This is a genomic window from Halomonas sp. NYA30 (genome assembly GCF_976980765.1).
On sequence record NZ_OZ334477.1, the window covers coordinates 2,421,899 to 2,435,181 of the forward strand.

At 50.9% G+C, this 13,283-nt stretch carries 16 protein-coding genes and 1 other annotated feature; of the genes, 4 read left to right on the forward strand and 12 right to left on the reverse strand.

Translation table 11 applies throughout. The features are described 5' to 3' along the window. Positions 1-3 precede the first annotated feature (3 nt). From ACWI0H_RS11215 to ACWI0H_RS11255, 9 genes are all read right to left on the reverse strand, one after another. The gene (locus tag ACWI0H_RS11215; protein ID WP_485873500.1) at positions 4-276 is read right to left on the reverse strand and encodes a hypothetical protein; all 273 of its coding nucleotides are present in this window, start codon (positions 274-276) and stop codon (positions 4-6) included. After that, positions 266-988, reverse strand: coding sequence for a hypothetical protein (locus ACWI0H_RS11220; RefSeq protein ID WP_485873501.1), 723 nt, complete (start codon positions 986-988; stop codon positions 266-268). The genes ACWI0H_RS11215 and ACWI0H_RS11220 overlap by 11 nt, the downstream gene beginning before the upstream one ends. Then, positions 985-3,003: a DUF927 domain-containing protein gene (locus tag ACWI0H_RS11225; RefSeq protein WP_485873502.1), complete on the reverse strand. Its 2,019-nt coding sequence runs from the start codon at positions 3,001-3,003 to the stop codon at positions 985-987. Before ACWI0H_RS11225 ends, ACWI0H_RS11220 begins: the two co-directional genes overlap by 4 nt. Continuing rightward, positions 3,000-3,938: a toprim domain-containing protein gene (locus ACWI0H_RS11230; protein ID WP_485873503.1), complete on the reverse strand. Its 939-nt coding sequence runs from the start codon at positions 3,936-3,938 to the stop codon at positions 3,000-3,002. Before ACWI0H_RS11230 ends, ACWI0H_RS11225 begins: the two co-directional genes overlap by 4 nt. Beyond that, positions 3,923-4,150, reverse strand: coding sequence for a hypothetical protein (locus ACWI0H_RS11235; protein WP_485873504.1), 228 nt, complete (start codon positions 4,148-4,150; stop codon positions 3,923-3,925). The genes ACWI0H_RS11230 and ACWI0H_RS11235 overlap by 16 nt, the downstream gene beginning before the upstream one ends. Beyond that, positions 4,147-4,413, reverse strand: coding sequence for a hypothetical protein (locus ACWI0H_RS11240; protein WP_485873505.1), 267 nt, complete (start codon positions 4,411-4,413; stop codon positions 4,147-4,149). Before ACWI0H_RS11240 ends, ACWI0H_RS11235 begins: the two co-directional genes overlap by 4 nt. After that, complete coding sequence (locus ACWI0H_RS11245; protein ID WP_485873506.1) at positions 4,410-4,646, reverse strand: hypothetical protein; 237 nt, start codon at positions 4,644-4,646, stop codon at positions 4,410-4,412. The genes ACWI0H_RS11240 and ACWI0H_RS11245 overlap by 4 nt, the downstream gene beginning before the upstream one ends. 281 nt (positions 4,647-4,927) lie before the next feature. Continuing rightward, positions 4,928-5,188 carry a helix-turn-helix domain-containing protein gene (locus tag ACWI0H_RS11250; protein ID WP_485873507.1) on the reverse strand — a complete coding sequence of 87 codons (261 nt, stop codon included), beginning with the start codon at positions 5,186-5,188 and terminating at the stop codon, positions 4,928-4,930. Further along, entirely contained in the window at positions 5,188-5,382 is a 195-nt protein-coding gene (locus ACWI0H_RS11255) for a helix-turn-helix transcriptional regulator (protein ID WP_485873508.1), read from the reverse strand. Before ACWI0H_RS11255 ends, ACWI0H_RS11250 begins: the two co-directional genes overlap by 1 nt. A gap of 285 nt (positions 5,383-5,667) precedes the next feature. On the opposite strand from ACWI0H_RS11255, the gene ACWI0H_RS11260 reads away from it, so the two are divergent. Further along, positions 5,668-6,830, forward strand: a protein-coding gene (locus tag ACWI0H_RS11260) for an IS3 family transposase (protein ID WP_485873509.1) whose coding sequence is annotated in 2 segments (ribosomal slippage) — positions 5,668-5,923 and positions 5,923-6,830 — 1,164 coding nt in all. Because the reading frame shifts where the segments join, the coding sequence is not laid out codon by codon here. Here ACWI0H_RS11260 and ACWI0H_RS11265 read toward each other — a convergent pair. After that, on the reverse strand, positions 6,758-7,705 hold the full coding sequence (locus tag ACWI0H_RS11265; protein WP_485873510.1) for a hypothetical protein: 948 nt from the start codon (positions 7,703-7,705) through the stop codon (positions 6,758-6,760). The two genes, ACWI0H_RS11260 and ACWI0H_RS11265, sit on opposite strands and share 73 nt — an antisense overlap. Then, positions 7,698-8,948, reverse strand: a complete 1,251-nt coding sequence (locus ACWI0H_RS11270) for a tyrosine-type recombinase/integrase (protein ID WP_485873511.1) — start codon at positions 8,946-8,948, stop codon at positions 7,698-7,700. The genes ACWI0H_RS11265 and ACWI0H_RS11270 overlap by 8 nt, the downstream gene beginning before the upstream one ends. A 348-nt stretch (positions 8,949-9,296) precedes the next feature. Between ACWI0H_RS11270 and ACWI0H_RS11275 the strand changes: the two genes are divergently transcribed. Further along, positions 9,297-10,499 (forward strand): tyrosine-type recombinase/integrase, encoded by a 1,203-nt coding sequence (locus ACWI0H_RS11275; RefSeq protein ID WP_485873512.1) that lies wholly within the window; start codon positions 9,297-9,299, stop codon positions 10,497-10,499. 225 nt (positions 10,500-10,724) lie between these two features. On the opposite strand, the gene ACWI0H_RS11280 is transcribed toward ACWI0H_RS11275, so the two are convergent. After that, a protein-coding gene (locus ACWI0H_RS11280; protein ID WP_230806374.1) for an IS3 family transposase occupies positions 10,725-11,941 on the reverse strand; the annotation gives its coding sequence in 2 pieces (ribosomal slippage) (positions 10,725-11,656 and positions 11,656-11,941; 1,218 coding nt in all). Next, positions 11,550-11,666, reverse strand: a sequence feature (AL1L pseudoknot). Its footprint overlaps the gene before it by 117 nt. Before the next feature lie 61 nt (positions 11,942-12,002). Here ACWI0H_RS11280 and ACWI0H_RS11285 point away from each other — a divergent pair. Both ACWI0H_RS11285 and ACWI0H_RS11290 read left to right on the forward strand, forming a co-directional pair. Further along, positions 12,003-12,413, forward strand: a complete 411-nt coding sequence (locus ACWI0H_RS11285) for a hypothetical protein (RefSeq protein ID WP_485873513.1) — start codon at positions 12,003-12,005, stop codon at positions 12,411-12,413. Positions 12,414-12,511: 98 nt separating this feature from the next. Next, on the forward strand, positions 12,512-12,949 hold the full coding sequence (locus tag ACWI0H_RS11290) for a hypothetical protein (protein ID WP_485873514.1): 438 nt from the start codon (positions 12,512-12,514) through the stop codon (positions 12,947-12,949). The last annotated feature ends 334 nt before the right edge of the window (positions 12,950-13,283 follow it).

A 13,283-nucleotide genomic window follows, 5' to 3' on the forward strand; every position in this document is an offset into this window, starting at 1 on the left:
CTCCTAGGCCGCTGGCGGGGTGGTATCGGTATCGATCAGCGCATTCACTATCCCTTGTAGGCGGGCCAGACGAATGCGTATAAGCCCGGCCAGTGTTCCAGCAGGGAGTGAGTCGCTTATAGCTTCCAGGGTGGCAGCACAGGCCAGCAATGCGTTGTCATCAGGCGATGATTGCAGCGTATCTCGTACCGCCTCAGCGCTGTGGCTGCCGCTCTGATCTATTGAGCGCAAACTGGATGCTAGACGTGTGGCTTCCTGAATGGCGTTATCCAGCATGACGACCTCCCCTTAACTGCTGGTTAGCGGCACGGCGGCCAGCGTTATCTCGCTTGTGGCTTACAGGCTCCTGCTCAGCAGCGTGACGCCAAGTATTAACGTACCCGGTGGCTGCTTTCATTGCCTCTGTTGATGTCATGCGGCCAATCACCTGACTTAAAAGCCGTTCGTCTTCGGGTAGCACTGGGCAATTCTCACGGACAGTGCGTAGCCAACGCGGTGCATGCTCAACGACTGGAGCACTCTGAGGCTCCTCTAGGGGTGGCGCATGGGCTAGGTTAGGCCATACATCTTTAGCGGCTGATAACGCCTCAGAATCGCTCATCAGACGACGACATTGCTTTAGGGCTGTGTAGGTATCTGGCGCCACTTCAAAGGCGTCATCTAGCACAACAGCTAGCTCAGCAGCCGCTTGCCGTGTGAGTGTTGCCATTGCCCCACGCACATCAGCTTCAATAAGCGCCAGCGGCCTACCGACGGCGTACAGGTTGCCAATGATGGTGTTAATGTCGTGAGTAGTGGCCTGTGTTGATTCCTCTTGCACCGTCTCTTGTTTCACCGCGTCACTAGTATTGGCGCGGGAACAGTGGGAACGGTGGGAACTCCTTTGTTCTTCAAGATTTTTTTCTGTTCCCACAGGCTGCTTATCCGCGGGAACAGCGGGAACACTCGCCGCTAAGCGTCGTTGCCGTAGAAGATCGCGATAACTCATTGGTCACCCTCCTTTGGTAAGACGGCATAAAGGCGTTGAAGTCCGTTTGGCGTGCGCTTGTTGACCGCGAATCTTCCCGACTCCTTTTCATAGAGCCAGCCAGCCTTATCCAGTACGCTGGCAATCATTTTGGGATCGTATCCGCTGGCCGCTTCTTCTAGTGCAGCCCGATGGAAGTAAAAGACACGCCCTTCCGCCATGTCTGCCCAATAGCCAGCGCGGTCTCTGACTCCGGGCTTGCTCTCCCCATATGGAGCGCCCATCTCGCTAAATCGGCTATCACCGTGGCGCTGAATGAAGTTTGCTATGCCTTCCATGATGGCTTGGTCTTCCGGCGGCAGATTCCCCCTTTCGGACTGCCATAGCTGAAAGCAAGTGCCTATCGCCTCGATAGACGAGCCGGGTGCCCATCCTGTTAAACCGGCATCGGTAGCCAGCTCTCCAGCCATTGCCAACAATCCGAAAGCGCCAGCCGCACGACTGGAAACGCCATCCTGTGCGACTGTAAAGACAGGATCTTCCATGGTGTCGCGGTAGAGAGCAGGTAAGTCAGTTTGCTTTATCAAATGCTGGATAAAGGCGCTCCCGGCATGACCGTAATGCTCCGCTGTTGCCGTCTTGATAGCGTTGGCAAAATCGCTGGGGGTCATATCCTGGATGTCGTCGAACGCGCCATAACGGCGGCCTGTGGCAGGTATATCCAACAGGCGGGCATCTTGCCCGGCCTTGGCCTTCTTACCGGCTTCACTCATATGCGAGGCTAGGCTGCGCTCACCACTAGACAGCAGCATTAGGCGCCAGCGCTGAGCTTCACGTATACCGCCGGTTCTAGACGCTCGCTGCTTGCCTACACCATTGGCCACCAGATAGACCATATTTCCCGCTTCATACGGGCTCGCCTGACTGATCTCATCCAGCACCATGCAGGTATCGTTCTGGGATGCGGCTAAGGCTTCGATGCCATTGCCGGTACCAGACCATTGGCGCATGAATTGAGGGCTGCCCCAGACGCTGCTAGCCATTTGCAAGCAAGTGGTTTTGCCCTTACTGGAGCCACCCCGCAAGTTGAAGCCCAATCCCCCAGATGGCTGCTGTTTGGCTGGCCATATCAAAGGGCCTGCTAAAGCAATACAGATACCCAGCATTAAGATAGGGTTGTTAACCGCGCGCCCGGCAACCTGCTGGCGCCACCCATCAAGAGTGCCGCGAGCATTAAAGTAGCTGGATCGTGCAGAATCGGCGCTAAAGCAGTAGTCCTGATTGCCTATGGTGCGCTCAGGAAGAACAAAGGCTCGTGAGTTGTCGTGCCAGCCGGTCGTAGTGGCCGCAACCAGCCGGGCCTCTGGCCGACTTTCCATAATGTAGTCAGCAAGGCGGTGGCGCTGCTTGATAACGTGCGTGTGCCCCATATCCAGTAATTCACGGCGCAACTCTGAACCACCTTCATTGAGCAAGCGCATTGGCAATACTCGACGGCACCACTTGCCCTCGCTATTCATAAAGCGAACCTGACGACCGAAGTTACCGCCATGTTCGTCGCAGCTAATGGCAATCACTTCAATGGGGTCAGCAATGTACACATCCTCATTGGTGGAGCCGTTCTGGCCGTTACGTATACCGTGCCACCACAATCCAGGAGGACGCCGCTTATCACCGATATGGAACCAATTCGCATGGCTAGTGAAGCCCGGACGCTTAATGCTGCCGTCTAGCGGTTCACTCTCCCCGGGCGATACTTCTTGACCCAAAGGAGCTGCATCAGCAAGCGCCGCTAACTCCTCCGCACCTAAGGTCGCCCGTTTGCCCTGATCATTCGCGCCTGTTCCCACTGTTCCCGCACTGTTCCCACTGGCGGGAACGCCGCTTTCATTCCCTAAGCGACTGTTTTCCGGCTCTTTATCACCTCCTGCTCCCACTGTTCCCGCTGTTCCCACTGCTTTTGTAGTCAGGCGGGCTTGATCCTCGTCTGCCGGATTATCAAAGAGGCTCAGATTATCGTCTGCCTTCCAACTCATACGCCCCCCTTGCGGCACAGCGCCACGTCCGCAAAGTCGGTGCATGACTCGCAGCGATCACAAAAGGTGGGTGTGAGCAATTTGCCCCCAATGGCCAACGCTGCAATACGCGCCTTGGACATGCCAGGGTTGCCATCAGTAAAGCGATCATCATCCGCAGCCATAGTGATCGTCACTTCTTCGGGCAATCGCTGGCGCAGGCGTCGAGCAACCGGTTCAAGGTTGGCGGCGTTACGCGCAATCACTACAGGGCAGCCAGTAGACGCATAGAGCGCAGCACCCGTTGCCCAGCCTTCGGCTACCAGTACCCGTTTGGCACCAGCGATACGGCCAATGAGGCTGGCGGCACCTTTAACCCGCCCACCGGGCAGCGGACGTTTAGCGCCATCGGGAAAGATGCGCTCCAGATTGATCAGTTCCCCTTCGACATACAGCGGTACCAGCAGGGCATTACCCCGCTGACGCAATCCATAAGGGCGAAGCTGCTTTTTAATCAGGTAGGGGTGAGAGGTATCGGCAGGTGTAGCAGATGCCCACCATTGGCGGCCCTGTTGAGCTGTCTCAGCCTGTTTGGCAAGGCGTTCAGCTTCCCATCTGTCACGCTGACGCTGAGCTTCCATGCGCGCCTGTTGGCGCTTCCCTGAGCGAGTAATGTCGTCATCGTCACTATCGACTAGCACAACAAGGCGCTGTGTCTCGCGCCAATCACCGACTACAGCAGTAGAATCGCCCAGCAGGCCAATATAACCACTCTGACTACTGGCGCCTTCTGGCGTGAATCGCCGCCACTGGCCTTTACCGGTGTAGCGAGAGGCGCCATACAACTCGCGTGCAGCCTGTTCAGCAGCCGCCTCTATGCTAAAGTGGCTTGGCATCTCGATAATGCTTTCGTACTCCGCCTGGCTTCGGTTGGGTGTATTTATTGTGCTGTGCATAGCCCCTCCTGACTCAACCAAGCGGCGCGTTCATCCAATACCTCAGCGGTTAGGCGTAGGGTTTCAATCAGTGCTTCACGGCGGATGCCGTCAATAGATGGATCTATTAAAAGCTCGGCCACGCCATCAAGGATGGTCGCGCACCGGGTCATCTGGCGGGCATCACCAGACAGTGCAGCGCGGGCAAGGTAGTTTTGATCGGTAGGAGTCATGACCGCTTACCTCCTTTTACCTCAGAGGTTTCGTAAGCGTGCTTAGCTAGCTCGGTGACAATATGAAGCTGAGTCTCAACGTTCCACAAAACACCAGCCAATATGCCTGGATTGAAGTCTGTTCCTTCCCCATTGGCGGCTTCGCAGAGAGCGATCTCTACCATCTTCACGGCGTCTTTGGCCTTTTCGAGCGCTGCATCAATGTCGTCAATCAGAACGCCGTGGGGAGCCTCAGGGGATAGTTTGAAATGTTCCATGCTCATTTGCTCACCTCCGCGTTTTCAGCGCGCAGGGTGTCGTAAGCCTTCATAAGGCGGCTACGACGAATATGGGCTTGCTCGGCCTCTAGGGCTCGGGCTTTCTCAATATGGTGGTTGTAACGCTTAAGGCGGGCGCTGGCGCTGGCATTAGCAAACAAGGCAGCTTTAGCCATTGCTCGATGGGCAGCAGCACGTTTAGAAGGGATTAGGGTAAGGAATAGGCGTGACTTAGCCATGGGTCTGACTCCGCGTATTGAAGATGGAGCCGTCAACCACTGTCGCCAAACAGATTGGAGGACGGACTGAGCAGGGTTGGCGAACCGGCATACACGGAAACCGGCAGACACGAAGGTCTCCCCACACAGCCCGTCCATAACATACCGTAAGGACGCAAAAAAAGCGCCTATTCGGTATCGGAGGGCGCCTGTGCGCCGCGTATTATTCAGGTCGCCAAACCTGGCTGGCGATTTTGCGCCAGCAAGATCAGCATAGTCGTTAGTCATCAGAGTGGTCAACATCAAACACCACCCTTAGCGACATTGCCGCCAGTAGGCAGGTAATAGAGCGCCACACGGCTATGCTTGCGGCCCCATGGGTCAATCACATCCTGGAGGTGGGTTCGTATATCATGCCCCTTCTCACGGAGTTCACAGATACGGGCCCCGGGACGTAGGATGTTATCGTCTTGTATTAGCTCAAGGGTGGTAACTGGGCCCTGCTTTAAGCGGGCCAGAATGCGATTGCGCTGACTAGTGGAGTCGTTGGCTTGATTGGACATTAAGCCACCTCCTTGCAGCGAGCCTCGAACGCTTCAATATCTTCTATGCGCCAGCGCGTGCAGTTAGGACCTAGCTTAACGGGCTGCGGGAACGGATGTTTGGGGTTAGCTGCCCAGCGCCAGATAGTGGCCGGGCCAACGTCATAGCGCTTTGCCAGGGTGGCAACGGTAGCGTATTCACTGGATTGACTCATCCTGTAGTACCTCATGCTTGTTAGTGGCATGAGGTATCGTGGAGAATCGGTTTAAATCAGTGGTGCAAATGCAAAATGAAAAATGCAAATTATGAGCGTTTCTTTCTCTCCCATTCTTTATGTGCGCTACTCAGCACACCTTGTATTTTTCTATCCCTAAAACCATAAACATCCTCGTCAACGTAGCTCCCTAGATATTCAGCTAAAGCGGAAAAGTTTGTAGTGGTTCAATAAAACCGGACACCAACGTAGGTGGTAATATTGCCACCATAAGCGAGGTGTCTGATGACCAAGAAACGACGTACTTTTTCGCCTGAATTTAAGCAAGAAGCTGCCAGCCTAGTACTAGACCAAGGGTACAGCTATCCCCAAGCTTGTACCTCGTTGGGTGTCGGTGAAAGCGCCCTCCGGCGCTGGGTTCACCAGCTTGCGGACGAGCGTCAGGGAGTAACGCCTAAGGGCAAAGCGTTAACCCCAGAACAGCAGCGTATTCAGGAGCTTGAGGCTCGCTGCAAACGCCTTGAGATGGAAAAAACCATCCTAAAAAAGGCTACTGCTCTCTTGATGTCGGACGACATGAATCGTACGCGCTGATAGACCAGTTGAGTGAGCAAATGCCTGTTGAAATGGTCTGTAACGCGTTTGATATTAGCCGCTCCAGTTACTACGAGTACCGGCAGCGGCGGCACCGCGTGGATGTTGAGCGTCTGGCCTTAAAAGCTCAGGTAAACCGCCTTTTCAAAAAGAGTCGCAGCTCAGCTGGCAGCCGCTCGATCAAAGGTTTGCTCAGCGAAGAAGGCGTCACCATTGGTCGTTTCAAGGTTCGGCGTTTGATGAGCGAAATGGGGTTGATCTGTAAGCAGCCGGGCCCTCATGCTTACAAGCAGGCGACCGTTGAGCGACCTGATATTGCGAACCATCTTGACCGCAAATTTACACCAGACCTGCCCGATCAGGTCTGGTGTGGTGACATCACTTATATCTGGAGTGGCCAGCGTTGGAACTATCTGGCCGTTGTGTTGGATCTTTATGCTCGTCGTGTCGTTGGCTGGGCCATGTCGTCCAGCCCGGATGCAGATCTTGTTGTGAAAGCGCTGGATCACGCCTGGGAACAACGTGGTCAGCCAAAGAGCGTCATGTTCCATTCCGATCAGGGTAGTCAGTATGCAAGCCGCAAGTTCCGCCAAAGACTTTGGCGCTATCGAATTAAACAAAGCATGAGCCGACGTGGCAACTGCTGGGACAACTCGCCGATGGAAAGACTGTTCCGGAGCCTGAAATCGGAGTGGATACCGGCTTTGGGATATCGAAATCTACCTGAGGCCAAGAAAGACGTTAGTGGCTATCTGATGGGTTACTACAACCAGCAGCGCCCTCACTCGTTTAACGATGGCATGCCTCCCGTTGTCGCTGAGGAAAATCTTAAATTACTGTCCGGGATTAGTTGACCACTACAGTTGGGGCTTTCACCGCTCCTGAAGCGGCCTCCCTTTTCTTTCGAGAAAGCTTCCATAAAGAGCCCAAGCACTTCTAACGCCTTTGTTTCACTGCTTTGTTCAACCTCGACTTTTTCCTTGATGTGCAAAACGTTACGCAGGAAGTGGCTAAAGTCTTCGTTCATAAATGCAATTTGCAGACTGCTTGCTTTCATATACGATTTTCTGTAGTGAAAGCCGCCTTTGCTCCCCCAGTCAGCGCTAAGCCTGATGGAAAGTTGGTTCTGCCCCCTCTCCTCAACAGGACAAAGTACCCTCCCTTTGTCAACCAGGATCATAAGGCTAAAAAGCTTATCCTGATCCTCGCGATCCTTGTCGCACAAGGCCTTCCATAAATATTTTAGCCAACTTCGACCATCTAAATCGTCAAATAGACGACTTGGTACCGGGTTTAACTCAATAGGTCGAGAATCCCTGATGCCTCGCTTAGACTCCCCTAGCTCCTCATTCCATACCGGCCTTGTCTTGTAAGCACCTTCTTCTATGGCTGCATGTAAGTTTGGATTTTCATCGGCTATTTGCAATAGAGTCTTTACCCCACTTACGAGCTTTGCCTGATCATCCAGAGCATCCCAAGAAGGATTATCATGAAAAAAATGCGTTCCTGGTTTGCTGATCTCAACAGGAACGTCCTTTTCATCTACTTCTCTTAATAAAACACCCTTCACTCTGCCTGTAAATTTCACACTTGCCGTTAGTTTTCCATTCAAGCAAAAACCTAGGATCTCAGGCTCTTCAACAGTTACTCCCAAAGCCTTTGAGACGATCTCAACGGCCTCATCAAGATACAAGTAACCTCGAATAGGGAGATGAATTTTATCAGCCATTACTTAGCCTCTCTTTGTTACCTTGGCCTCTGATACTTGCTACTCGTGAGTTAACTTGTGCTTGATCAATGAAGTCAGCCCACTGCTCCATTAGACGTGCACGCTTCGCCAACAGGTCACCACGGCGGTAAGCGCCCTCTACGCCTTTGACGGTGTGGGCTAGCGCCATTTCTGCTATCTGGTTAGGTGTTGATGTGCGCTCAGCCGTCCAATCCCTGAAAGTCGAGCGGAAGCCATGAACGGTGGCCTTGACGCCCATACGCTTTAGAAGTGCACTCATAGCCGCATCTGATAGCTTCCCACCCCTTGGGGCTGGGAAGACTAGCTTTTTGTCTCGGGGCTGAGCTTCTAGCAGCTGGATAGCTTGATCAGATAGCGGTACCCGGTGCTCTTGCCCAGCCTTCATGCGCGTAGCCGGTATAATCCAAACTCTGGCAGCCAGGTCGATTTCATCCCACGTTGCGCCTCTCGACTCTCCAGACCGCGCGGCTGTAAGGATCGTAAACTCTAGGCAGCGAGCTGCGTTGCCAGTCCTATCTCGCAGGCTAAGCATGAAGGCGTGCATACCATCAATTGCCAGCGCGGTGTGGTGTTCTACTTTTGCGATCTTTGCTGGCGCAGGCAGAACGGTGTCCAAGTTACCCTTCCAAACCGCTACATTGGCCGTATCACGATAGCCATGGGTAATCGCATAGGCTAAGACAGCTTCAATGCGCTGGCGCACACGGGTCATGGTTTCTGTCTTGGTTGCCCAGTGAGGCTCAAGCACTTCGATAATATGTGCCAACTCAATGTCGCCAATAGCCATCTTTCCAATCGTGGGATAAGCATATCGCTCAAGTGTCGACTCCCACTGTTTGGCATGTTTGATATTGCCTGCTTCAGCCTGTTTCTTAGTGATTACACGACGAGCGCAGTCTTCAAAGGTAACAGCCTTGGCCTGAGCAGCAATTAGTGAGGCTCGTTTGCGCTTCTTCTCAAGAACAGGATCGATACCTTCCTGCTTGATACGCTGCTTAAGCTCAATCGCTCGCTCTCGAGCTTCTTTAAGCGATACCTCAGCAGCACCTCCAAGCCCAATATCTCGGCGTTTGCTACCTACTAATGTGCGGAGAATCCAAGATCGACCACCTTCGCTGGTAACCTGGAGGTGTAGACCAGAAACACCACCCACTGCATAGAAGCCTTTATCAGTAAGTCGCTTTATCTCGAGGGGGGTTAGTTCTTTAGCTACTTTTGGCATGGCTCGATCCTGTCAACAACCTACCCAACATAAAAAAGCACTATTGCATGATAGGTGGTGATACAGGGTGATTCAAGGAAATGTAGCAACGGCGGGGGTTAGAAACGAAAAAGCCGCCTCAAGGGCGGCTTTTTCAGGGTGTTGTGGCGGAGGGACAGTCCGCATACAGCACATCCAATAGCTTCCATTTCAATATTTAAATTATTGTTTTTAAACAAATTAATAACCTTACATATCCATACTCTTCCATAGCCATCCCATCAAAGACAGAACAAAGGTGTGGGTCAAAATGTGGGTCAGCTATGCTATCCTCTGTTTGACCAATCGCTTTACCAAGGACGAATCACCATGGGTAAGCTCACTAGCAAGGCCGTTCAGAAGCTCGCAAAAGAAGGACAAAAAGGCTCCACTGGCGACGGCCAAGGTTTATATCTTCAAATAACCGCCGGTGGGTCAGTAAGTTGGATCTATCGCTTTAAGCTAAATGGCAAGCAACGCTATATGGGCTTGGGAGCATACCCAAACGTAGCGCTATCAGAAGCTCGGGAAATAGCCGCCGATCATCGAAAACTCGTCAAGCAAGGCATCGATCCGTTAGCAGCTCGTGAACAGAAGAATGAAAAAAAAGCGGAGCCTGTAACATTTACCAACTGCGCGGCGCGATATATCCAATCACACCGCCGCAGCTGGAGAAATGCTAAGCATGCACGTCAATGGGTAAGCACGCTTAAAACCTATGTGCGGCCGGTTATTGGCAATCAGTCGATTGAAGATGTAACTACCCAAGATATTTTGAAAATATTAACGCCGATCTGGAGTGTCAAAAACGAGACAGCTAAGCGAGTGCAGGGGCGTATCGAAAACATATTGGACTATGCAGCGGCGCATGAGTATCGCGACCCGGTTAACCCCGCCCGCTGGCGAGGTCATCTCGATAAACTACTAGCTAAGCCATCGCGTATACAAAAGGTGAATCACCACCCTGCTATGCCTTACGATCAAGTAGCGGCATTTATAAGCTCGATTCAGCTTTACGGCAGCATGTCCTCAAAAGCACTACAGTTTCTAATACTGACTGCTACGCGTACATCAGAGGTGCTCAACGCTGAATGGCATGAAATCGACATTGGAAAAGCTACATGGCAAATTCCAGCAGAGCGCATGAAAGCTAATCGTGAACATCGAGTGCCACTTTCCAAGCAGGCAATGGATCTGTTGCTGTGCCTACCCCGCATCAAAGGCAATAGCTTTATTTTTCCGGGGATGAAACCCGCCCGGCCGTTATCAAATATGTCGCTTCTTCAGTTTATGCGTGGGCTTGGCTATGGGCCTAGTGGTGAAAAAGGCAATTATGTACCTCATGGCTTTCGCTCAAGCTTTCGAGATTGGACGGGAGAAGTGACTAGCTATCCACGGGATGTCGCAGAAATGGCTTTAGCTCATGCCATTGAGAATAAGGTGGAAGCAGCCTACCGTCGCGGTGATCTTTTTGATAAACGCAGACGCATGATGCAGGATTGGTCTGACTATATTTGTACTGATTTAAATTGAAAACTAAAGCAGCTAGGTTCGATATGACTTCAGAAGAGTTTTTCCTTTTTAGAGATGCAGCTGATGTGGCTGATGTCAGTATTAAGCAGTTGCTTAGCAAAGCTGTGATACACAACACACCCTTATTCTACAAACCTAGCAACAAGCTTCACCTCTATTGTTTGTCTATTGATCACACTTTCACCCTGAACCGCCCCGGTTATTCCGGAGACCGGTTTGTTTGAGTCAGGCAGCTTCACCCGACTCCTCCAATTGACGATAATACGTCCTTTCTCGTTCTGCTGGTGGAACGTTTCCGATGGGTTCCAGCAGTCGGCGGTTGTTGAACCAGTCAACCCACTCCAGCGTGGCATACTCAACGGCATCCAGTCCCCTCCATGGGCCACGATGATGGATCACCTCCGTTTTGAACAAGCCGATGATGGTTTCAGCCAGCGCATTGTCGTAGGAGTCGCCGGTGGTGCCGACTGAGGCATTGATACCCTCGTCAGCCATACGCTCGGTGTAGCGGATCGAGAGATATTGGCTTCCCCTATCACTATGATGGATCAACCCTTGTCTGTGTTTTCGTGCCCACAGAGCTTGCTCCAGAGCGTCCAGCACCAGCGCCGTTCTCATCGACGTCGCTACACGCCAACCCACGATACAGCGTGCATAAACATCGATAACGAACGCAACGTAAACGAAGCCAGACCAGGTAGCGACATAGGTAAAATCGGCCACCCAAAGCTGATTAGGACGCATGGCCGTAAAGTCACGTTTCACTAAATCAGGTGCCCGTTTCTGGCCGGGATCACTGATGGTCGTGAAGGGGCGTTGGCCTCGCACCACGCCGCGAATTCCTAGGCGGCGCATGAGCCGTTCTACAGTGCAACGAGCAACATTAACGCCTTCACGGCGGAGTTGCCGCCAGACCTTACGGGCACCGTAGACGCAGAAGTTTTCTTCCCACACGCGCTGAATCTCAGCGGTAAGAAACGCATCCTGCCGATACCGGTCTGCCCGCCGTTCAGGATCAGCTTCAAGTGCCTTGTGGTGGTAATACGTCGATGGGGCGATTGGCAGTTGACTACAAATCGACTCGACCCCGAACTGAGCACGATGCTCGTCGATAAATGACACCATCAATTGGGTTTGCGGTCGAGCTCCGCCTGGGCGAAAAAAGCAGCCGCCTTACGGAGAATTTCATTGGCACGCTTCAATTCGGTGTTTTCACGCTCTAGCTGCTTGAGCCGTTCATGTTCAGACAGGTTAACCGAGCTGTTTTCCTGCGTGAGTTCTGTGCGTTTGCACCAGGCTCTCAAAGTCTCTGGTGTACAGCCGAACTTGCTGGCAATGGAGCAGATCGCCGCCCACTTGGACGGGTATTCGCCTTGCTGTTCAAGGACTAATCGAACAGCTCGCTCCCGGACTTCTGGGGAATATCGTTTTGGTGAGTTCATAACTCCATCCTCTCAAGATATGGAGTCTCCGGTAAAGACGGGGCGGTTCACCCCGCCATTTATGGCGCATTCTGACATTCTCAATAACAACGCTACTTCATATAAAGAAGTACAAGATTATGACTATATAGTTATAGATAGCATGGCCTATCAGCACATATTAGTCACAAAAATCTGTCACTTAGAAAATTTTGATAAATTTGCAAAACTAAATACCGATGGTTCTATCCGCTTGGTTAGCGCAAAATATTTTATCATCAATAATGACGATAAAAAGAAATTATCTGCTATCAAACAATTGAATTTAAAAGCAAGTTTCTATTTTTTCAGACAAAAAGTTCAATACCAAGTCAGAAAATTAGAGGGAAAACAATTCAGTTCCCTCCTACAGAACAAAGCAATATCTCTTTCACGATTGATGAGTTATGGATTAGCTCATCTAACCTTTGTACACTTTATCCAGATGCTTTAATTAAAAAAGATAAAGCTGAAAAAGAAGAAAAATTAAAAGCATTTGAAAAAGAAGAAAAAATCGAGTCTCTCAGAAGTGTAAATATTACATACGAATGGATGGGAGAGGATCTAAAATTACTTAATCGTGCTTGCTTGGAGAGATATATTTTACTTAAAAAAGGTCGTGCTGCCAATACCACTGAATTTAACAATATAATTAAGAAATATATCTTTGAAGAATATATAAAAATTCACAACAAAGAGATTGCAAAGACACCTTTACAATTTTGCTTAAAGGCTGTCCTTGAAACTTCAGCATTTCAGAATATGCGGCTCCCCTCCCCCAATATCCAACAAAATTATCATGAATCACTATCACCATCTATTATAAATATCAATGAACTGGCCTACAATCTCTACACAAATCACCTAAAAGAATCTAAAAAAACATTAAAACCAAGCAAAACCTTTATAAAAGAGAAAGCAATCCAAGCGCAGGTCATGCCAAAGGGTATGATCAATCACTTGGTTCCATTTATGCTACCGAATTTCTAAAAAGTAACGTTAAATGGTGCCGCTAAATAATCCGCCCTATCTGACCGCTTTTATGCTGCTATTAATCAAAATCGCATTAAGCGATCCATGAAGAAGGTGTGCATCTGTCTGCATAAGTTGTAATCGCAGGACCAAATCAAATCTATCATTAGCCGCTGAATTCGTTACTAAAACTAAGAACGGTAACATCAGTTCCTTGGCTACGTGGTACACAAGCACACATTGCATTTCCTGTGTAAAGTGCACACAAACCAAAGGACCATTATATCCAGTCTGAGCCAGCGTGGAACAAGTGGGATAAGAGCGTGTTAAAGAAGATTAGGAACCACCTGCT

Coding starts and splice junctions, on each gene's coding strand:
- ACWI0H_RS11215 (WP_485873500.1), bottom strand. CDS start 276: ATGCTGGATAACGCCATTCAGGAAGCCACACGTCTAGCATCCAGTTTG.
- ACWI0H_RS11220 (WP_485873501.1), bottom strand. CDS start 988: ATGAGTTATCGCGATCTTCTACGGCAACGACGCTTAGCGGCGAGTGTT.
- ACWI0H_RS11225 (WP_485873502.1), bottom strand. CDS start 3,003: ATGAGTTGGAAGGCAGACGATAATCTGAGCCTCTTTGATAATCCGGCA.
- ACWI0H_RS11230 (WP_485873503.1), bottom strand. CDS start 3,938: ATGCACAGCACAATAAATACACCCAACCGAAGCCAGGCGGAGTACGAA.
- ACWI0H_RS11235 (WP_485873504.1), bottom strand. CDS start 4,150: ATGACTCCTACCGATCAAAACTACCTTGCCCGCGCTGCACTGTCTGGT.
- ACWI0H_RS11240 (WP_485873505.1), bottom strand. CDS start 4,413: ATGAGCATGGAACATTTCAAACTATCCCCTGAGGCTCCCCACGGCGTT.
- ACWI0H_RS11245 (WP_485873506.1), bottom strand. CDS start 4,646: ATGGCTAAGTCACGCCTATTCCTTACCCTAATCCCTTCTAAACGTGCT.
- ACWI0H_RS11250 (WP_485873507.1), bottom strand. CDS start 5,188: ATGTCCAATCAAGCCAACGACTCCACTAGTCAGCGCAATCGCATTCTG.
- ACWI0H_RS11255 (WP_485873508.1), bottom strand. CDS start 5,382: ATGAGTCAATCCAGTGAATACGCTACCGTTGCCACCCTGGCAAAGCGC.
- ACWI0H_RS11265 (WP_485873510.1), bottom strand. CDS start 7,705: ATGGCTGATAAAATTCATCTCCCTATTCGAGGTTACTTGTATCTTGAT.
- ACWI0H_RS11270 (WP_485873511.1), bottom strand. CDS start 8,948: ATGCCAAAAGTAGCTAAAGAACTAACCCCCCTCGAGATAAAGCGACTT.
- ACWI0H_RS11275 (WP_485873512.1), top strand. CDS start 9,297: ATGGGTAAGCTCACTAGCAAGGCCGTTCAGAAGCTCGCAAAAGAAGGA.
- ACWI0H_RS11285 (WP_485873513.1), top strand. CDS start 12,003: ATGGCGCATTCTGACATTCTCAATAACAACGCTACTTCATATAAAGAA.
- ACWI0H_RS11290 (WP_485873514.1), top strand. CDS start 12,512: ATGGGAGAGGATCTAAAATTACTTAATCGTGCTTGCTTGGAGAGATAT.